The organism is Paenibacillus provencensis (assembly GCF_042678545.1).
Taxonomy (GTDB): domain Bacteria; phylum Bacillota; class Bacilli; order Paenibacillales; family Paenibacillaceae; genus Paenibacillus; species Paenibacillus provencensis.
In genome coordinates, this window is record NZ_JBHTKX010000001.1 from 3042445 (window position 1) to 3062744 (window position 20300).

General features: G+C 46.6%; 18 protein-coding genes. 6 read left to right on the top strand and 12 right to left on the bottom strand.

Going from position 1 to position 20300, the window contains the following annotated elements:
- Positions 1–11: 11 nt before the first annotated feature.
- The 9 genes from ACFQ3J_RS14715 to ACFQ3J_RS14755 all read right to left on the bottom strand — a co-directional run bounded on the left by ACFQ3J_RS14715 (position 12) and on the right by ACFQ3J_RS14755 (position 10387).
- Positions 12–974 carry an ABC transporter permease gene (locus ACFQ3J_RS14715; RefSeq protein WP_251582371.1) on the bottom strand — a complete coding sequence of 321 codons (963 nt, stop codon included), beginning with the start codon at positions 972–974 and terminating at the stop codon, positions 12–14.
- Positions 975–1440: 466 nt separating this feature from the next.
- Positions 1441–2160, bottom strand: a complete 720-nt coding sequence (locus ACFQ3J_RS14720) for a DNA alkylation repair protein (RefSeq protein WP_251582372.1) — start codon at positions 2158–2160, stop codon at positions 1441–1443.
- Between the two features lie 35 nt (positions 2161–2195).
- Positions 2196–4040 (bottom strand): ABC transporter ATP-binding protein, encoded by a 1845-nt coding sequence (locus ACFQ3J_RS14725; RefSeq protein ID WP_251582373.1) that lies wholly within the window; start codon positions 4038–4040, stop codon positions 2196–2198.
- Entirely contained in the window at positions 4033–5796 is a 1764-nt protein-coding gene (locus tag ACFQ3J_RS14730; RefSeq protein ID WP_251582375.1) for an ABC transporter ATP-binding protein, read from the bottom strand. The genes ACFQ3J_RS14725 and ACFQ3J_RS14730 overlap by 8 nt, the downstream gene beginning before the upstream one ends.
- 177 nt (positions 5797–5973) lie before the next feature.
- Complete coding sequence (locus tag ACFQ3J_RS14735; protein ID WP_251582762.1) at positions 5974–6855, bottom strand: AraC family transcriptional regulator; 882 nt, start codon at positions 6853–6855, stop codon at positions 5974–5976.
- Between the two features lie 170 nt (positions 6856–7025).
- On the bottom strand, positions 7026–8576 hold the full coding sequence (locus ACFQ3J_RS14740; RefSeq protein ID WP_251582763.1) for an acyl-CoA synthetase: 1551 nt from the start codon (positions 8574–8576) through the stop codon (positions 7026–7028).
- 433 nt (positions 8577–9009) lie between these two features.
- Positions 9010–9480: a GNAT family N-acetyltransferase gene (locus tag ACFQ3J_RS14745; RefSeq protein ID WP_251582377.1), complete on the bottom strand. Its 471-nt coding sequence runs from the start codon at positions 9478–9480 to the stop codon at positions 9010–9012.
- A gap of 485 nt (positions 9481–9965) precedes the next feature.
- Complete coding sequence (locus ACFQ3J_RS14750) at positions 9966–10148, bottom strand: hypothetical protein (RefSeq protein ID WP_251582379.1); 183 nt, start codon at positions 10146–10148, stop codon at positions 9966–9968.
- A 101-nt stretch (positions 10149–10249) separates the two neighbouring features.
- Positions 10250–10387, bottom strand: coding sequence for a hypothetical protein (locus ACFQ3J_RS14755; RefSeq protein ID WP_205053989.1), 138 nt, complete (start codon positions 10385–10387; stop codon positions 10250–10252).
- 180 nt (positions 10388–10567) lie between these two features.
- Here ACFQ3J_RS14755 and ACFQ3J_RS14760 point away from each other — a divergent pair, with 180 nt between their 5' ends.
- From ACFQ3J_RS14760 to ACFQ3J_RS14785, 6 genes are all read left to right on the top strand, one after another.
- Complete coding sequence (locus ACFQ3J_RS14760; RefSeq protein ID WP_251582381.1) at positions 10568–10894, top strand: antibiotic biosynthesis monooxygenase family protein; 327 nt, start codon at positions 10568–10570, stop codon at positions 10892–10894.
- A 378-nt stretch (positions 10895–11272) separates the two neighbouring features.
- Positions 11273–13402, top strand: a complete 2130-nt coding sequence (locus ACFQ3J_RS14765) for a BglG family transcription antiterminator (protein WP_251582383.1) — start codon at positions 11273–11275, stop codon at positions 13400–13402.
- Positions 13399–15381, top strand: a complete 1983-nt coding sequence (locus ACFQ3J_RS14770; RefSeq protein WP_285850049.1) for a PTS mannitol transporter subunit IICBA — start codon at positions 13399–13401, stop codon at positions 15379–15381. The genes ACFQ3J_RS14765 and ACFQ3J_RS14770 overlap by 4 nt, the downstream gene beginning before the upstream one ends.
- 43 nt (positions 15382–15424) lie before the next feature.
- Positions 15425–16570 carry a mannitol-1-phosphate 5-dehydrogenase gene (locus ACFQ3J_RS14775; protein ID WP_091153380.1) on the top strand — a complete coding sequence of 382 codons (1146 nt, stop codon included), beginning with the start codon at positions 15425–15427 and terminating at the stop codon, positions 16568–16570.
- Between the two features lie 147 nt (positions 16571–16717).
- Positions 16718–17524 (top strand): polysaccharide deacetylase family protein, encoded by an 807-nt coding sequence (locus ACFQ3J_RS14780; RefSeq protein ID WP_251582385.1) that lies wholly within the window; start codon positions 16718–16720, stop codon positions 17522–17524.
- A 335-nt stretch (positions 17525–17859) separates the two neighbouring features.
- Entirely contained in the window at positions 17860–18057 is a 198-nt protein-coding gene (locus ACFQ3J_RS14785) for a hypothetical protein (RefSeq protein WP_091153377.1), read from the top strand.
- Between the two features lie 71 nt (positions 18058–18128).
- On the opposite strand, the gene ACFQ3J_RS14790 is transcribed toward ACFQ3J_RS14785, so the two are convergent.
- The 3 genes from ACFQ3J_RS14790 to ACFQ3J_RS14800 all read right to left on the bottom strand — a co-directional run bounded on the left by ACFQ3J_RS14790 (position 18129) and on the right by ACFQ3J_RS14800 (position 20299).
- Complete coding sequence (locus ACFQ3J_RS14790; protein WP_091153375.1) at positions 18129–18341, bottom strand: hypothetical protein; 213 nt, start codon at positions 18339–18341, stop codon at positions 18129–18131.
- 71 nt (positions 18342–18412) lie between these two features.
- Positions 18413–18781 carry a nucleoside triphosphate pyrophosphohydrolase gene (locus tag ACFQ3J_RS14795; protein WP_251582765.1) on the bottom strand — a complete coding sequence of 123 codons (369 nt, stop codon included), beginning with the start codon at positions 18779–18781 and terminating at the stop codon, positions 18413–18415.
- 486 nt (positions 18782–19267) lie between these two features.
- Positions 19268–20299: a glycoside hydrolase family 18 protein gene (locus tag ACFQ3J_RS14800; protein ID WP_251582388.1), complete on the bottom strand. Its 1032-nt coding sequence runs from the start codon at positions 20297–20299 to the stop codon at positions 19268–19270.
- Position 20300 lies beyond the last annotated feature (1 nt).

The window sequence follows — 20300 nt, forward strand, 5'->3', positions numbered from 1 at the left end:
TGGCTGCCTCCTTACCATAAGCTTCTTTCCGTCACCTTGCGTGAGATTGCATTGACGGATAATACAAGAACAAGTCCGATGATGGATTCGAATAATCCGATCGCTGTCGCGTAGCTGAAGTTACTGGATCCAAGACCTACGCGATACAGATAAGTCGAGATCACGTCGGATGTCTCGTAAATCAGCGGATTGTACAGGAGTAGAATCTTCTCAAAGCCGACAGCCAGGAAGCTGCCCATGTTCAGAATCAATACGGTAACGATGGTAGGTAATATTCCGGGAATCGTTACATGCAGCGTCTGTTTCCATCTGTTGGCGCCATCAATTCGGGCTGCCTCATAGAGGGAATCATCAATGGTCGTTAGCGCAGCAAGATACAGAATTGCACCCCAGCCCATCCCCTGCCATATTTCAGATGTGACATAAATGGTGCGGAACCAATCGGCCTGCTGCATAAAGTTGATCGGGTCTCCACCGAAAAATTGGATCAGTGAGTTGATCGAACCATTCAAAGCCGTCAGCTGTAAGATCATCCCTGCTACAATGACAATGGATAAAAAGTGCGGTAAGTACGAAGCCGTTTGAACAAACTTCTTAAACTTCTTGTTCTTGACCTCATTGAGCAGAAGTGCGAACACGATCGGCATTGGGAAGGTCAACAGCATTGTAAGTCCGCCCAGGATGAGCGTATTGCTGAATACTCTCCAGAAGGTCGGGTCCTCGGTAAACATTCGGAAGTAATGGAGTCCAACCCACTGCTCTCCAAAGATGCTGCCCCCAGGCACAAATCTTCTAAAAGCGATGACATTACCGATCATTGGCCCATATTTGAATATGAGCAAGTACAGAATCGGCAAGATTAATAGGGAATAGAGCTGCCAGTCTTTGCGCAGGAGATAGAGGATGGTTCTCCGTTTACTCTTCCTCGCAATGTTCATCTCCGGCAAGGCTGGGTTTACAGTCTTCGGTTCCATAGCTTATTTCACTCCTATCCGTATAGACAAGTCCATAAAATCGCTTACATTTCTAAAATGAGCTATTTTTTACCCATTTCGTTCTAATCCGGATCTTAACCCCCTTCTGTTGTTGAAGCGCTTACAAATGTGCATTAAAATAATAACGTGAAATTGGTGCAACAAGTGGAATTGCGATCTGTAGCTGAAATTGAAGCTGGATATGCAGCCAGAATTGAGCTGAAAAAGTGAAGAGATAATTGCATACTAGTCATACTAGTATGGTAGTTGCTCTTATTGTAATGAAGGAGCTTTATGAATTCAATACATTTTTAATAATTTTTGTTATATCTGCTTTAAAACGCATAAAATGGGTAAATCTGAGCTAGTTAAAGACATGATTATGAAAAGGCAAAAAATAACGGCCCCGCGATAGGTTCTGCGGAAGCCGTTATTCATGAGCCCTTATATGGTGTGATCTGCTGTGTTAACAGATACAGGTTTTGCGTTTCTTGAACAGCTTGCCTTTCTCTTCCACTCTGCGGATATACTCCTCTGCCAGAGGTATTTTACAAGCCGTATTCCCAACATCCACATGGACCTTTCCAATCTGGTGTGCTACATTCATCGCCTGTTCATGGAGTGGCTGGACATAGCTCCCCACGCTGATGACAAAGCCATTCATGACCGACCTCACCCAATTCTGTTCCTCGTGTACAGTCGATCTTACAAGCTCCAGCAAACCAGCCAGTTCATCCAGATCAAGCTCATCATCCGGTGTGATGGATACATAGTTGGCATAGGTGCTCCAGCCGGCTGTCGCAATCATCTCTTCCTCCGATTGAATCCACTTCATCGCCAGTTCTGTGGCAAAGGGACTCTCTGCAGTCAGCCAAGCCACAGGATACTCTGCAATCATGTACCAGTAAGCCTGCTGCACCCAAGCTTCAAGCATCTCCTTCGAGACCAGCTTCGGATTCACGGTAAGACCTGCCAAATACATCGCATCACTATTCCCCGTGCTAAATAAGGACTGCGCAACCTCCTGATCCTTCTTCACATCCTTCACGAGCTTTTTCTTCATGTCACCCACTCTGACGCCGAAAAAGGGCTCGCGAGCCCCATGTCGCAGGAAGGTCTTCTTGGTCTGCTCTGTCCCCAATTCCTCAAGGGTGCTCATCACTTGATCCAGTGTTAATGCTCCCATATAGCTTTACCTCCATACTGTCATTCTTGCTATATCTATGTTATGGCCTCTTTCTTAATTTGACTGTGGAACAGGTCACTGTAAAATCCTTCTGCGGCAAGAAGCTCATCATGCGAGCCCTGTTCGATCAAGCGCCCATCCTTCAGCACTAATATTTTGTCCGCCTGGCGAATTGTATTCAAGCGGTGGGCAATAACGAAGCTGGTTCTGCCTTGCATGAGCCTTGCAAGACCTTCCTGAATTTTGATCTCGGTCACGGTGTCAATACTGCTTGTTGCTTCATCGAGTACAATGATCGCCGGATTGGCCAGCATGGCGCGGGCTATGGCGAGCAGCTGCTTCTGTCCCTGGCTGATACCGCTGCCGTCCGCACTCAGCACTTGATCATAGCCCTTCTTAAGCCGGGTAATAAAGGAATGCGCATTCGCCAGCTTGGCAGCTTCCTCCACCTCTTCGTCGGTAGCATTTAGCCGGCCATAACGAATATTTTCCCTGATCGTACCTTCGAACAAGAAGGATTCCTGGAGTACAAAAGACATATGAGAACGAAGACTCTCTCGCGATACCTTGGTTACATCCTGTCCATCGACCGAGATCTCCCCTTGATCCGGGTTGTAAAATCTCGAGATCAGCTGAATCAGTGTTGTTTTGCCAGCTCCGGTTGGACCCACAAGCGCGACCATCTCTCCCGGCTTGGCAGAGAAGGATATGTCCTGCAGTGTTGCCCTTTTTTCCTCATAACCAAAGGACACTTGCTCAAATCTTACAGCACCTTCAACATGATTCAGCTTCTCAGCACCGACCTCGTCCTTAATTTCCTCATCCTCATCCATGACCTCAAACACACGCTCGGCCCCTGCGATGGCAGAGAGAACGGTATTCCACTGATTCGCGAGATCATTAAGCGGACGGGTAAACTGGCGCGCATATTCTGCAAAGATAATGATCACGCCGATCGTAATCATATCGTTAATGACCATGATTCCGCCGATACCGGCAATAATGGCAAAGCTCAGATTGTTCAGGCTGTTCATCAGCTTCGGAATAAACCCAGATATCGTCTGCGCCCAGAAGCCCGAGAGTCTGATCTTATCATTTTTCTCCTGGAAGGAGGTAATCACACGTTCTTCCTGAGAGAAAGCCTTGATGATCCGCTGTCCCGATAACGTCTCCTCTATGTAACCGTTCAGATCACCGAGATTACGCTGACGCTCCTTGAATAAAGGACCTGTCCGGCGGGTAATCCAGCGCATGCCGAGCACCATCAGCGGAACGACGATAAATGTAAGCAAAGTGAGCAGTGGACTAAGTGTCAGCATAACTGTCACCACCCCTACCAATGTAAGGATACTTGAAGTCACCTGAATAATGGACCCGTTCAGCGTTGCACTGACATTCTCAATATCATTCGTGAGCCGGCTCATAATTTCTCCTTGCTGCCGTTTGCCGAAGAACGGAATAGGCAGCCGGTGCAAGTGGGTGAATAGATCAAACCGCATACGGTAGATCGTCTCCTGTGCGACCTCGATCATCCATATGCTTTGCAAAAAGGCAAAGATTGGGTGAATCAGATACACCGCCCCTAGTGCACACAGGAAGTAAATCCATTCTTGACCCGCCTCTCCCACAAGATAAGTATCTATAGCAACACCAATCAGGTATGGGCCGAGCAGGGCAAGAGCGGAAGTAAGAACGACCATAAATAGAATCAGAGTAAGCTTAAGCCGTCTCTTCGCCAGATAGGACCATATTCGCTTCAGCGTCCAGGACCAATCCTTGGCCTTGGCTGTCTTCTTAGCCGGTCCCTTTTCGAACGCTGCTTTGTCCTTGAGCACCTCAGAAGGCGGCTGACGAAAGGGTTCCACCAGTTGTTTAAGCATGCTTGGCCTCCTGTCCGAATTGTGATTCATATATGCGTCTATATAATTCTGAATTCTGCAGAAGCTCTTGATGTGTCCCTTGTGCTATCAATCTTCCTTCATCCAGCAGCAGAATCAGATCCGCCGACAAGGTTGACGAAATCTTCTGGGTGATGAGGAACGTCGTGCACGACAGCTCGGACAGTTCATCTAGAAGAGCTGCCTCTGTCTTGACATCGAGTGCACTCGTACTGTCATCCAGAATAAGAATTTGTGGATTCCGGACAAGGGCCCTTGCAATGGACAAGCGCTGTTTCTGCCCACCCGACAAGTTGACTCCACGCTGGCCAAGCATCGTATCATATCCGCTTGCGAGCGACTCAATCGTTTGATGGATCTGAGCTTTACACGCCGCTTCCTTCACTTCCTCCGCACTTGCCTGCGGATTCCCCCACGCAATATTTTCCTTAACACTGCCAGTGAAGAGTACCGCTTCCTGGGGAACATACCCGATGAAGCCGCGCAGATCATCCACCGGATATTGCTTAATATTCTTCCCGTCTATACGGATCATGCCTTCATCCGGGTCATATAAACGAAGGAGCAGCTGTACAAGAGATGTTTTGCCTGAGCCGGTTGCTCCCATAATCGCAATACGCTCCCCGGCCTTCGCTTCAAAAGACACTTTCTCCAGCACATGAAGGTCACTTCCCGGATAACTGAAGCTTACCTGCTCGTACTGCACACTTTGTGTCACGGCAGAGTTATTGCCTTCTTTTGATATTTTTGTCGTACCGCTTCCGTTCCCTTCCTGAACAGAATCGAAACCTGTCCGATCCGTATCAAGTACCTCACTAATCCGGTGACGCGATGCACTTGCCCGCGATAATGTAGCTACGATCCAGGAGAGCATGGATAAGGAACCCATCGTTCTTACCGCATAATTGATGACTGCTACAACCTCTCCCATCGTCGCATCACCCGTGACGTTAATATCATTTCTGCCAAACCACAGAATGGTCAGAATGCTTGCATTCATGACTAGCATGATGAACGGCATCGTCGTTTCTGCGAAACGCTGGGCGGCCATCGTTGAAGTCATCAATTGGCGTATCGAGCGTCCGAACCGCTCAATCTCATGTCCCATGCGGACGAACACCCGGATTAAACGAATGCCGATCAAATTCTCCTGCGCAACGCCATTGACTTCATCCAATCTGTTCTGAACTGCCCGGAACATGATCGACACTTTTTTCATGATGTAAAAAATAAACAGCAGCAGCACAGGCACGGTAACCGCCAGAAACAATCCCAGCTTCACGTTGACAACCAGTGCCATGATGACGCTTCCGATCACGACGAGCGGAACACGGGTCGCAAACCGCAGCCCCATAAACACCGTGTCCTGCAGCTGGGTGATATCCCCTGTCAGCCGGATAATCAGCGAAGATGTTGCGAATCGGTTGAATACAGCGTAAGAGAATGACTGTACCTTCTTGTACAGCGATTCCCGAAGATCTGCTCCAAAGCCTTGGCTTGCATGGGCGGCATAGAACGAGCTTGAGATCCCGGCAGCGAACGCAATGAAGGCACTGATCAGCAGCACACCTCCCCACGTCCACACTACGGACATATTCTCCTGCTGAATACCGTCATCAATAATCTTCTGGATCAGATAGGGCTGAATCAGCTCAACCATGAGCTCAAGCAGCAGCATGAACAACGCTGCGATTGCCGCTACCCGGTACTTCCGCAAATAACTGAATATAAGAGCCATGTACATTCCTCCGACGATTCACTGATTACTCCAAAAAAACACTCATATGTATATTATAACGTAGATTGATTCTTCTCTACCTCTCCATAAGTAAAAAAATAACCGCACCCTGAGTAGGTTACGGTTATTCGGCATGACTAGTTCATTCTGATGCTTCATTCTGAGCATATGTTGAGCTTACAATTTTTTGACAACAGGAATCCAGATCTCGCTGCGATAGTTCGGTAAGGAGGTATCCTTACTCTCATTCCACAGAATCTCTGGTCCTTGCGCCGCTTCATAATTAGAGGAAGGGAACCAATCCGCATAAATCCTGCCCCAAACTTCCTGCAGCTTATCCGGAAAATTCCCCACCGCTTCAAACACAGCCCAGGTCAAGGCAGGAACTTCAAGCACATGATAATGGAAAGGCGGTGCGAGCGTTGTCGCTGCTCCAATATAATGATCCAGCTCTCCCTGCTCCTCCATTCTTCCTTCGGAGAATTGCGTTGAGGCACTGATCAAGCCTACAGGCTCTATGTTGGATAATGCCTTAAGTTCTGTAATACGTTGTTCATTAAGCTGGCTCCACATGGAAGCAATCTCTGGATTAACACCGTGAAAGACGATAGGAACCCGCTTATACAGCCCTACAATGCGAAAAGCCTCTTTCTCTACGATTCGATAATTCATTTCTTCTCCTCCTCTAATTGACAAGAAGAAGCTCAGCTTGGGATAGGCTTTGATATTTTTTTCCGCTTGGAGGACTTCCGACGGCAGCATGCCATGCATGCTGTGAAAAGCACGGGTGAAGGAATCTGGCGAGTTGTATCCATATTTTAGAGCAATATCAATAATTCTCAGCCCCGGCTTCGCCTCCATCAATTCCTGCCCTGCCAGAGTCAGCCTTCTGCGCCGAATATATTCGGATATCGGAAGACCAGCGAGGAAGGAAAACATCCGCTTAAAATGATATTCTGAACAGCCTGCTGCCCTTGCTGCCTGTTTATAATCCAGCTCATCCACTAGATGCTCTTCCATATATTCCATCGCACGGTTCATGCCTGCAAGAAAATCCATACCCACTATAGCTTCCTCCTTCGCATTTAGAATACAGGAGAAGAGGCAGACTCTCCCGACTTAAGCTGCACCAATTGTGCAGGGTCTGCATCAACCTTATCTTAGCAAAAAAAGCTGTCCAAGTGACTACACACTTGAACAGCTTCCACGTGCTAAAGATTCAGCTGACATTACTTCTGCGCTCTTTGCTTCTCCAGTTCTCTCAGCTCAATCCGGCGGATCTTGCCTGAGCTCGTCTTGGGAAGATCCGAGATAAACTCAATCCGGCGTGGATATTTGTAAGGAGCGGTAATGCTCTTCACATGCTGCTGCAGCTCCTTAACAAGCTCATCTGAGCCTTCCATACCATCTTTCAATACGATAAAGGCTTTGACAATATTTCCGCGGGTCTCATCCGGGCTCGCCACCGCCGCGCATTCCTTCACGGCAGAATGCTTCATCAAGGCTTCCTCCACCTCGAATGGGCCAATCGTATAGCCTGAGCTGATAATAATGTCATCTCCTCGGCCTTCAAACCAGAAATAACCCTCTTCATCGAGGCTTGCCCGATCGCCGGTGATGAAATACTCTCCGAGTGTATTTGCCGGCTTGCGTTCCGGATCCAAATAGTAGCTGCGGAACAAGGCAGGCATTTCGATATGAACCGCAATATTTCCAACCGTGCCTGGTGCTACTGGCTGACCTTCGTCATCCACCACTTGTACAAGTCCTGGCGAGATCGACTGTCCCATCGCACCTTTGCGGAATGGCATTCCCTTCAGGTTCCCGATAAGCAGCGTACTTTCCGTCTGTCCATAACCGTCGCGAATCGTAATGTTGAAATAACGTTCAAAGGTGCTGATGACTTCCAGATTCAGCGGTTCACCAGCCGATACTGCACTGCGCAGTGCAGACAGGTCATATTTCTCCAGACCATCGGATTTGGCCATCAATCGGTACTCCGTTGGAGTACAGCAGAGGACATTAATCCGGTATTCCTGCAGCAGTCTGAGGTAATGGGAAGAATCAAAGGAGCCGCTGAATACAAACCCGGTTGCTCCATGTCCGAGTACAGATAAGAACGGACTCCAGATCCATTTCTGCCATCCTGGTGCTGCCGTCGCCCACACTGTGTCCTCCGGCTGAATATCAAGCCATGGCGCAGTAATGCGTAAATGGGCGTAACCCCAGCCGTGCGTATGCACAACTCCTTTGGGATTGCCCGTCGTACCCGAGGTATAGGTCAGAATTGCAATGTCGTCTCGGTGCGTTTCCACAGCAGGACGCACTTCAGGCTGATTCTCCATCAGCTCACTGAGCATGGACCAGCCTTCCTGCTGCTCTCCTTCCTCAGCCGATACCGCAATGCGGAAATCAAGGGCAGGCAGCGGCTCTTCAATTCTGTCTACTTCATCGGCAATGGCAGACCATGCAATAACAGCCCTGGCTTTGGAATGATCCAGACGGTAAGACAAATCCTTCGCTCGCAGCATTTCTGACGAAGGGATGATAACCAGACCCAGCTTGAGACAAGCGATATATATAGCATAGGCGATGACTCTTCGAGGTACCATGACCAGAACGCGATCACCCTTGATAAGACCAAGACTCTCCAGTCCGCCGGCAATCTGATTCGCCTTCTTGATCAGCGCTCCATATGTGATCTCTTCGTATTGACCCTGTTCATCCAGGCATCTCAGTGCGATCTTATCCTCTCGATGCTGTTCCATTTCGGAAGTCATATTATATAGTTCAGGGGCAACCCAATGTTCATAATTCACACTCATCTTCTCCTTCGTGACCATGTGTTTGGGTTATTATAACATGTCCTAGTACCAGGTGCTAATTATTTTTACCCCATACTGAGGATCAGATGGGTATTATTACAACTCCCTCTCCCAGTAGTTCACTCTTGTCTTAAGTATTGGCTAGTTGTCCTCTTCCTTAATCTGGATTTTAGGACCAAGAATAATGAAAAAGTAATTAAGTTACTTCTTGGTCTTAGGACCAGAGAGGAGAGAATGAACTGGATCATTGGAATATTGTATTTACGGGCATGACCAACGGTCAGAGTCTAGCAAAATAAAATACACCTTGTGCTAAACCCCGAAATATCGAGGTTTAGCACAAGGCATCAAGAACTTAAATCATATGTATGCAGCAACATACTCCCTGCTAGGACAGCATTCCCTTATATACACCGGGTACTGAGCCTTCAATAACAGTGGCTCCCGTTGTTGTGGCATAGAAATCTACAGGTCCTGCTCCTCCGATCACCGCATAACCGTATCCATCTTGCTTCATATAGTCGAGAGCATAGAGCAGCAGCATTTTGCCGATTCCGCGGCCACGTTCGTGTTCGTCGACTCCAGTCGGTCCAAAGAAACCTTTAACCGTTGCATCGTAACACGCAAATCCGAGCAGCTTGCCGTTCTCGACGGCAATAAGACATGTAATTGGCGATCTGGCGAACGCAACCTCGCATTCACTTACCCAGCCCTTTCCAAAATGAGCTCCGACCCATTCACTTACAACATGCTTCTCCGGTGCAATAGCCCGGCGGATCGTTACCCCTGTTTGCTGTTCGTAGCTGGCTCTTCCTTCCACTTCAGGCAAATCATACAGCTTAACGAGCATATCCGGCATAGAATCCTCCCTATTTGTCTGTTTCCGATGAAACAGGATTATGTGCTAACTAGAGTATAATAGAGGTTCACCTGCAAATGCTTGAGCTAACTCGCTCAATATTTTCAAAAACTTGCTGTTTCGAATCAATTTTATAAGCTCGCTAATGAAAAAGGCTGTTGAACTGATTCAGCGTTCCGAGCAGTACGGAACGCCTATACAAAAAGATAAGGATACAGCAGCAGAATAAGACTACCTTATTTAAAAAGCAAGCGTCAGCATAATCATAATCCAGCGAACCCATTCCCTGGGATCAATGTCTTCCTGTTTAAATGATATTCCAAAATCAACTGAATAGTTAGGAAATATAGTCGGATTCTATTTTAGCAGAAACCGGCTGCTTGCACACTTGTGTATTAAAACAGAGAGTACTACGTCGGTTTAGAAGGAAAAGATGAACGAATTGAGATCAATGAAAAAATGGCCTTTTTTTGACGGTGTGCTGACTAGAAAATGTAAAAAAGCATGGTGAAGATATACTTTATATACTGTGCCAGTTCAGAGACATTCAGATCCATTGCAAAGCTTGCACCACAATCCCCTATAAAGGATAGAATCGAATCGTTAGTCGGAACTGGCTCTTCCAGTCCATAAATATCTCTAAGTCGCTCCTGTTCTTCTTCAGACACGGTAGCAGCCCTCATTTCTTCTTTCTATTAACAGCCAAATTACACCATAAAAAAAGACACTCATATCCTTATGAGTGCCTCCGTGTCTCCATCATTCATTGTCAGCCTACCTTCTGTACTCGTGCTTTCCCTACAATCCCTTTCATCCGGCTGCCGCATTTGCAAGAGATGCTGTGCTTCAAAATTTTTAATTCCCCGCCGCAAACAGGGCAGATGGAACGAACAGAACTCATATCCATAATTTAAAACCCTCCTCATTTTAAGATGTCATAAATTTTAGTTACTTTTTCAATTCGATAGATGGTGTTATCTCGGTGTAAAAATGTCGGCCTGCTCCTATCGCTGTATAAAGCAGAATGTTGTATGCTATAGAATGTTATATAGAAATAGAAATTTACATAAAAAGGAGCATTGAATTCATGGACTTACCTAGAGCGCAGTTTCAACCGCCTTACTATGCCGTGATCTTCTCCTCCAAGCGTACAGAAGGGGATAACGGGTACGGCATTATGGCGGACAAAATGGTAGAGCTTGCTTCACGTCAGCCCGGCTTTCTTGGTGTTGAAGCGGCCCGGGATCAAGAGCTGGGAATCACAGTATCCTACTGGAAGGATCTCGAATCCATTCGTGCTTGGAAAGAGCACTCAGTGCATCAGCTCGCACAGGAACGAGGCAAAAAGGAATGGTATCGCTCCTTCTCTCTCCGTGTTGCCTTAGTCGAAAGAGATCGTTTTTTTGAGATCTAGCGTATATTCCCTCTATAAATAGGGTTCAGCTGCCTCTTCTTACATTAGATCATGCAAATTCCTTACATAGAATAACATCTTCTGTTTCAAAAACGCCTCATTTTCGTAATATCTTTATATACTCTTCCTTAAACTCTCATATAAAGCTTATAAATGAATGTTTTATGTAAATCGAAGAATACTATTTAAAGATGGCCCTTGTGACAAGAGGACAAAACAGGCCATCTTTTCTTTGATATTAAGATAATCTTTCCTTAAAATTTGGGTTAGCAGCTTAGCTAGCTTCGTTATTATATTTCCAGTCGGTTAATGATACCGTTTTCAAAATAGTGGTAATTGTCTTCATCAGCTGCATAAACAGGAAAGGAGCGTGAAGGTATGGAGAAGCCCAGTAAGCGGACCGTGCTGATCGTAAGGTTTCTTCTAGCTTCTCCCAGCCGTTTTATCACCGTTCGTGAGCTGTCAGATGCACTTGATGTCAGTGAACGAACGATTAAACGCGAACTTCCCCTTACTGAAGAGTGGCTAGATGAACAAGGAGTAACCCTGACGCGTAAGCCCGGCTATGGGATCATGCTCGAGGGGGACAGTGATGCTCTCGCCACACTTGAGGCCGAGATGGATTCGATATCGGTAAGTCCTTCCTTCTCAAGAGACGAGCGCCGCTACTTTATCATATCCGAGCTGCTCCTTGCTTCTGGGCCGATTAAGCTGTATGCCTTTGCTTCCAGGTTTAAAGTAACGGAAGGAACGCTCAGCCATGATCTGGATCGGATTGAGGAATGGCTCAGCGGCTTCAATATCGAGCTCGTTCGTAAACCGGGCTACGGTGTCTATGTCGAAGGGAATGAAAAAGATGTTCGTACCGCCCTGATCCACCTGCTGCATGAGCATTTGAACGAATATGAACTCATTCACCTAATTAGGGATCGGGATAAAGAAAATGAAGACAATATGAGTAAAGTGCAGTCTCATATTCGAAATCGACTCCTTAACCTGGTTGAAGAAAGTACGATTGTGCAGCTGGAGAAATATCTAACCGACCTGGAGCAGCATATGCAATTGAAGCTGACCGACAGTGCCTTTATCGGCCTTGCCGTTCATCTTGCACTTGCTATCGAACGAATGAGATCAGGACAACGGATTACGATTCCGCCTCAGGTGCTTCATGAATTGAAGCGTCATCCTTCATTCTCAGCTGCTCAAACACTGGTGAATCGGCTTGAGGACGCTTTTTCCCTGACGATTCCCGAGGATGAAACCGGCTATATTACGATGCATTTAAAAGGTGCGGAGATTAAGCTCGATGCCGAAAAGGAAACGGACTATGAAAATGTCAGCTTTGAGCTTGTACGGCTGGCACGAGATATTCTGAAAAAGGCGGAAGCTCTGACCGGTCTTGAGCTGAAGAGCAACAGCCGACTATTCTTTGGCTTCATTAACCATCTTGGTCCCGCTGTTGAACGGTTAAAGCTGGGGTTGGATATACGCAATCCGCTGCTTGGACAGATTAAGGAGCAATATACAAGCGTATACGATATTGCACATCATTGTTCCAAAGTGCTTGAAGAATATGTGGGGCTACCTATCCCTGATGCCGAAATCGGCTATATCGCTCTTCATCTCGGAGCCATGCTGGAATATGCAGAAGCCAAATACATGAAGAATTCTTTAAAGGTACTGGTCGTCTGCGCAAGTGGAATTGGAACTTCCAGCCTGCTCCAAACCCGAATTCGCAAGGAATTCCCGACGCTGCATATTGCTGCTGTTGTATCTGCTGCTGAAACGAAAAGCTATGAAGAACAGGTTGACCTCATCATCACGACAGTAGATCTTGTTAGCAGGCTGCCTGTCGTGCGCGTGTCACCCTTACTTGGTGATAGAGACATCGAGAAAGTAAGAACTATGCTCGAGGATACTACACCACACACGGACCGAGTCCCGCTGAAGAAGGAGTCCTCGGCTTCACTCGCTGACACACTGCAGAAGCAAAAAATGCTGATTGAAGGCATTCAGGATCTCCTGAATAACCTCGTGATCCAGGATGGAGCTTACTTTGGTTCGATTGATGAACTGATTGAGGGAATCGCCGGGAATTATGCCAAGGATGAAGCCGGGAAGACCCAGTTGATCCGAGAGCTGCACGAAAGAGAGAAGCTGGGTGAGACCATTCTGTCCCGGGAAGGTATCTTCCTGCTTCATTGCCGCTCAACCGTCATTTCTAAGCTGACACTGAGTTTTCTCCGTTTCACCAAGCCGATCACTTATGGTTCGGATAAGGGGGCACATTTGTCCGCAGCTATCGTGCTGCTCGCTCCGCGCGGCAGTGACCGAACATACCTTGAGGCAGCAAGCGAAGTCAGCAAGTCACTCATTGACCGCCCGGGCTTTGCTGTACGTCTGACAGACGGAACGTCTGCAGTATTGAACCTGGAAATCCAGGGCATTATGAAAGACCTGTATTTAAGAAAAATAGAACAGTATACAATGGAGGTTGAACAATTATGAGTACTCTCGAACAAAGCGCTCCGGCTCCGAAGAAGACCGGAGGTGTCAAACAGGCCACACAGAAGTTCGGCCGCTTCCTTAGCGCTATGGTTATGCCGAACATCGGTGCATTTATTGCCTGGGGCTTCCTGACGGCTCTCTTCATTGAGGCGGGTTATCTCCCTAACGCAGATCTGGCTTCTCTTGTAGATCCTATGATCAAATACCTGCTGCCTCTGCTTATTGCCTATAGCGGGGGTAAAGCGATTCATGATCATCGCGGCGGTGTGCTTGGCGCTATAGCGGCAATGGGGGTTATCGTTGGTGCGGAAATCCCTATGTTTATTGGTGCCATGATTATGGGTCCGCTTGGTGGTTATATTATTAAACAATTCGACAAGTATATTGGGAGCAAGACTCCATCTGGATTTGAAATGCTCGTCAATAACTTCTCCGCAGGTATTATCGGTATGCTGCTGGCCATTGCAGGATTCTACGGTGTCGGTCCTGTCGTATCCGCCTTTACTGATCTGCTTGCATCCGGTGTGGATGCAATTCTGAACTGGGGATTGCTCCCGCTCGTATCGATCTTTATCGAGCCGGCCAAAATCCTGTTCTTGAACAACGCGATTAACCATGGAATACTCAGCCCGATCGGAATTCAGCAGGCGGGGGAGTATGGTAAATCCATTATGTTCCTGCTCGAAGCGAATCCAGGCCCTGGTCTTGGACTTCTGCTGGCCTATTCGATCTTTGGTAAAGGCTCCATCAAAGGCTCTGCACCAGGTGCTGCCATCATTCATTTCTTTGGTGGTATTCATGAAGTATACTTCCCTTATGTTTTGATGAAGCCAATTATGTTTGTATCTGTTATCGTATCCGGCATGGCAGGGGTATTTACCTTCAGCCTGCTCGATGCAGGACTTATTGCGGCCGCGTCACCGGGCAGTATCATTGCTCTTATGCTCATGTCTCCAAAAGGAGGCTACATTCCGGTCATTGCAGGTGTGCTTGTGGCAACCGTTGTTTCCTTCCTGCTATCCTCCCTCTTCCTTCGCAGATCTGCTGCGACAGACGAGGATCTCGATAAGGCTAAGGAAGCCGTATCTGACCTGAAGAACAGCAGTAAAGGCATCAGCCCGAATAACACGACTGGTACTGCTGATTTGAATAATAAAGCACAAATCAACAAAATTATTTTTGCATGTGATGCTGGTATGGGATCAAGCGCAATGGGCGCTACTTCCTTCCGTAAGAAAGTGAAGAATGCGGGTCTTGCCATTGAAGTGACCAACACAGCAATCGAAAATATTCCGCTTGACGCAGACCTTGTAGTCACACAGCAGAATTTAACACCGAGAGCGAAGGCCAAAGCGCCAAATGCAGTACACGTCTCTATCGATAATTTTGTGAACAATCCGATTTACGATAAACTGATTGAGGATCTGAAAGCAAAGGCAGAACAACCTGAAACTTCTCCTGTTCCGGAATATGCACAGGAAGATGTGGTGGAAAGTCTGGATAAGACCTTCCCTGAAGATTCCGTGACCGCAGAGACTAACGGTGAAGCCGATAGCAGTGGTGTACTTCGCAAAGAAAATATCGTTCTTCAGCTTCCATCTGTAAGCAAAGAGGATGCGATCCGCCGTGCGGGTGAATCCCTCGTCTCCGCCGGATATGTGCAGCCGCATTATGTGGATGCCATGATTGAGCGGGAAGGTGTAGCAACGACGTATATAGGCAACGGTGTAGCCATCCCTCATGGTGTAGGAGACGCGAAGAAGGAGATCAAGACGAGCGGAATCGTCATCCATCAGTATCCAGAAGGTGTCGAATTTGAAGGCGGAACTGCATATCTCGTCATCGGTATTGCTGGAGCAGGCCGAGAGCATCTGCAGATTCTCACCAAAATTGCTGAGGCCATCGAGGATGAATCTACGGTTACAAGACTCGCCAAAGTTACAAATCCAGACGAACTGTACAACACTTTCGGGGTATAAGACTTAAAGAAATGCAACTCTTTATATAAAGGCGGGAATCACAATGAAAAAAGCAATACAATTTGGGGCAGGGAATATCGGGCGCGGCTTTATTGGCGCCCTTCTCTCCCAGGCAGATTATCATGTCGTTTTTGCCGATATTAACGAAGAAATGATCAATGAACTGAACAACAAGAAGAGCTACCAGATCCACATCCTTGATCTGGAACAAAGACAAGAGACGATTACCAATGTATCCGGCGTATTGTCGAATGGACCTGACATTGTACAAACGATTGAAGATGCCGACATCATTACGACGGCGGTAGGACCTAATGTATTGAAGATCATCGCCTCAACCTTGGCTGCTGGTATTGAAGCTCGCCGTTCTTCCGGACAAGGCACACTCAATATCATCGCCTGTGAGAATATGGTGGGTGCAAGCAGTCATCTGAAGGAGCAGGTGTATACTCATCTGTCTGCTGAAGCAAGAGCTTATGCGGATGAACATGTCGGCTTTGCCAACTGCTCTGTAGACCGGATCGTGCCTCCTTATGAAGGAGAGAATATACTGGATGTCGGCGTGGAATCCTTCTATGAATGGATCGTAGAAGAGCCTTCCCTCAAGGGAGACACAACTCATATTCCAGGAATGAAGCTGACGGACAACCTGCTGGCTTATGTGCAGCGTAAGCTGTTCACCTTGAACACAGGTCATGCCATCACGGCTTATCTCGGGTTCTTGGCAGGAACGGAAACGATCGAGGAGAGCATCAATAACGAGACCATCCGCTCGGTTGTTCGCCAGGCGATGGAAGAAAGCGGCGAAGCTCTGATCAAGAAGCATGGGTTTGATAAGGATGAGCATTACAAATACATCGACAAGATCGAGAATCGCTTCAAAAACCCTTATATTCGGGATGAAGTTATCCGTGTAGGACGTGAGCCTCTTCGTAAGCTCGGAGCGGCTGATCGTCTCGTAGGTCCGGCAAATATGGCGATTGAATATGGACTTCCGCATGAGGCGCTTCTGACAGGTATTGCTGCGGCTTTCCATTATGACAATCCCCAGGATCCGCAATCGCTCGAATTGCAGAATCTGATCAAGGCCAAAGGAATTGAAGCTGCCATCACGGAAGTGACCGGCTTCACCTCGGGCAGTGAAGATCATCAAGTGATCAATAAGAAATATGCAGAACAAACCAAATAAATGGTGATATAGCAGCCCGCCTGAACTGTCGTTTAGGAGGGCTGTTTAATGTTTATCCACTGATTTTTGCATATCTGGCTTGTTTTAAACTATGGTACACTGAAAGAAGAACTGGATTACATTTATTGGAAGGGGTTCATTGAATTCATGCCTAAAATTCTCAGCTGTTATCCAGAAGGTAAATTGAAAGCGCTAACGTTGAGCTATGATGACGGTGTCGTCTCCGATCGGCGGCTAGCCGCTATTTTTAATGAGAATGGTCTCAAAGGTACATTTCATATTAATTCGGGAATGTTCGGCGATACAAGATATCGTGCCCGTCTGACAGAGAACGAATCAAAGGAAGTATATCAGGGCCATGAAGTATCCGTACATACCGTAACGCATCCATCCATTGCCCGCTGTCCCAGAGAGCAGGTGCTCTATGAGATTATGGATGACCGCAGAAACCTCGAAGGACTGTTTGGTTATCCTGTCAGAGGCATGTCTTACCCTAACGGCTCCTATAGCCAGGAGATTATTGAGATGCTCCCCGTGTTCGGCATTGAATATGCACGTGTCGTACAAACGACGGGCGGTTATCAGCTGCCCGAGAATTTTCTTGAATGGAAGGCGACCTGCCACCATAACCAGAACCTGATGCAGCATGCAGAGACCTTCGTTTCCCTGCCGCGGAAGAACATTCACCTAATGTATGTCTGGGGTCACAGCTATGAGTTTGATGATCAGGACAACTGGCATGTTATCGAAGAATTTAGCAAATACATAGCTGGACGCGATGACATCTGGTATGCGACAAATATTGAAATCGTTGATTATGTGAATGCGTATAAGAATCTGAGATTCTCGGCTGATCAGCATCTTGTGTATAATCCTTCTGCTGCGAGCGTATGGGTGCTGCTGGACGAACAGCCTGTTGAGATCAAGGGCGGCCGCACAACCGTTTTGTTCTAGACCCGAAAGGGAAATCAATTTCTTGTTAACAGAATTAAAATACACAAGCCCCCTGTAAAATAAGTTGCAGGGGATTTGTGGTTTCTCGCAGAATGAATAATGTATTCATTTTTCAATTCCTCTATGCACCTGAATTCATCTCCTCTTCATACTCAAATCGTTATAAATTCTCCTTCTACACAGGTATTTTTATTAGGCCTTTAGTCATACTGATTCATATGAGCGAAAATGATTTAATAGTAAGTAAGCGATTCCAAAAATAAATCTTCATTTTTCTCTCCCTTCTACCGACATAGTTATTATGAACTAAAGCATGCGCGAATGGAGGAATCCATATGATTCAAGAACTACGAAAGGCCGAACGAAAAAGATACAATGTACACTTATCTCTAACGGACGGATCTACTTATTCCGGTATCGTAAGTTTGAATATGGGTCAAATGAAGCTTCGGTTAAAGTATCGTGGAGGCATCGTTACCGTTCCTTTCCATGAGATCAAACACTGCTCCACACTCGTCCCCATATCTGTGTAGACGTTACGCACTATGCAAGCTCTTATAATGAAGAAACAGCTCATTCATAATGAGCTGTTTCTGTAGTAAACCTAACTTCCGATAAAAAATAGTGCGGCCGCACCCACTGCGAGCAGTATGAACGAAACAATGGCTGTCCATCTTCTATACTCTATGTATCGAATTACATACACCAACGCCATCACGACAAAGAACCATCCAAGTGAGAACCCCGAGTTAATGAAACCAATAACCAGCATGATAAAGGCAACCACGGTCAGCACTGCCTCTAGCTTTGCCAGCATCGGATTACGATCCTTCTTGTCCTTTGAATTGAATATTTGAATCACCTCCTCAGCGAAATTCAGGATGTCGCTTAATGCACCGTTGTATCAATTAAATACACCCGATCTTCGAAACCACCACGTTGTTTTTGCTTTTCCACCCTTTTGCTCTCCAATTGTTCAGGTGTTGAGCCATGTACCTTTGACAATGCCATAATGACTTCCAGCACATCTGCCAGTTCAGTAAGAGCCTCTTCATCATGATCTGTTAAATAGTATTCCTCTATTTCTTCCATAAGCTTAATCCTGAGCTCGGATTTATATTGCTCTTTATCAAGAACGGTAATTCTACAGGAATCTCCCCTCAAAGCTATAATCGTTGGGATTCGATCACGAACAAGCTTATTATAAGATTTTTTCTCGCCAGTAAAAGAAGATCCTGATTGACCAGCTCCTACGATCACGACTTCATTGTCTATCTTTTCATGTGTGCCACATTTACGTGTCTTGCGATTCTTTCGTTGTTCACGTACTTCAGGAGCTACTCTTACCTCATATTTATCGCCATGCAAATACCAGGGCATCTGTTCATCAATGCCGAAATTAATGAGATCATAAAGCTGACTAGGTCTATAATCCGAAATTGTTGCTAAGTACCGATGAAGGTTCTGAATTCCACTGAATTCCTTAAACTGTTCTCCATTCTTATATAGATCAATTTTAAAGCCCATACCTATAGTCTCCCCTTATGCTGAAGAATGTGGACCCCTGCGCATAACTCCAATTATACCATTTTTACGTACGGCTTTTACCTGCTTAAGTTGCTCTTCACTGTTCCACAACAAAAAACAACCGTTCCCGACAAGCAGGATAGCATGGATAGGCCTTCCATTTGCTTTAGGAACGGTTGTTTTTAATTTAAGATCATACTTTTTAAAACTTAATTTCTACTTCTTAAGCACTTCGTTCATCGTCTCAAGGAGTGTATGGGAAGCATCGCATTTATACTCCCAAAACATGATGCCCGCAAGCCCCTGCCCTATGACATACTCACATTTTGCTGTGATGGATTCCGGATCATCGTAAGAGATAAACGTGTTGCCGTTAAACAAATATGGCGACCTCGCCTCGTCATCCCAATATCTCGTGTATCCATTATTATTGATATAATCTGCTGACAACTCCGTATAATCCGGGCCAAATCCTCCTGTCGTCGCTGCCATCTGGTGCAGACCATTGTTCCGCCCCGGTACGCCTGTCCACTTCCGGGAATAGAACGCGGCTCCAATAACTATTTTATCCCTCGGAACCCCTGCCTCGTGAAACATATTCACCGAAGCATCCGTGCTGATACGATTCAAATCCCCTGTCGCAGTATAGAGATTGGTGTGATGCCCGGTGAGCACTTGGAAGCCTCCCCGCATGTCATAAGTCATCAGCTGCACATAATCAATATAGGGCTCAATTTGACCCATCTCCGTACCGTCAATATAATATTGATCGGCTCCGGCAGCAATGGTCAGCATGTAATGTCTGCTATCTTGTTCACCCAGCTGATCCAGCTCTTCCCTGATCAATTTCAGCAGCCGTGTGAAGTTCTGCTTGTCCGCGGGAGATGCAGCAATGCCTGCCTGACCATAGCATGGGTATTCCCAGTCCAGATCTATGCCGTCTAACGAATAGGTCTGTACAGTGCGGGCAGCTGATGCTGCCAGCTTCAGCCTCCCTTCCTCGGTTGCTGCTGCTTCAGAGAAGCCGCCGCAGCTCCAGCCACCTACGGACAGAATGATCTTGAGCTCGGGATGCTTCTCCTTAATAACAGAAATCTGCTCCATATTATGCAGGTGACTGGTCTGAATAACTCCGTCCTGAATGATGCCAAAAGCGATATTGATGTGCGTCATCCGGTCCAGATCTACTTCTGTGACTTCGTTCAGTCCACGGTGACTAACATATCCAATAATCCATTTTTTGCTCATT